The sequence below is a fragment of the Vibrio genomosp. F10 str. 9ZD137 genome (genome assembly GCF_049974785.1).
In the GTDB taxonomy this organism is placed as follows: Bacteria; Pseudomonadota; Gammaproteobacteria; order Enterobacterales; family Vibrionaceae; genus Vibrio.
In genome coordinates this window covers 1-456 of sequence record NZ_JBNGCJ010000825.1, presented here as the reverse complement: position 1 = coordinate 456, position 456 = coordinate 1, and the positions used below count along the sequence as shown (strand labels likewise).

The window sequence follows — 456 nt, the reverse complement described above, 5'->3', positions numbered from 1 at the left end:
ACCGCTCTTCCGATCTGATAGAAATGGGACCTAATGAAAAAAGGACAGGATCGATATTAGGAAACTGGATTAATCCCTGAGACATAGAAGAGTACTCTTATTTTTATTGATTGATTATAAACTGAGACGAGATTACAGCAGCATAGTTCCTGCGACAAATATTAAAAAGACCGCGAACACCTTTTTTAGCATCACAGTAGGTAAGGTACTCGCCAGCTTAGCTCCTATCTTTGTTGTAAACATAGAGGTAGAGGCAATCGCGACAAGAGCAGGTAAATAGACATACCCAATACTATAATCAGGCAAACCTTCTAAATTGTATCCATGCAAAATAAAGCCGATCATGCCAGAAATCGCAATCATACAACCACAGACGGATGAAGAACCGACCGCTTTACGCATCTCAATACCATGACGACTCAAAAATGGGACGGATAATGAACCGCCGCCGATCCC

Annotated in this window: 1 protein-coding gene; it reads right to left on the bottom strand. The window is 41.4% G+C overall.

Annotated elements, in window-relative coordinates:
* Positions 1–132: 132 nt before the first annotated feature.
* Positions 133–456, bottom strand: a 324-nt coding sequence (locus ACP45E_RS18840) for a sulfite exporter TauE/SafE family protein (RefSeq protein WP_141707422.1), incomplete at its 5' end; no start/stop codon positions are given.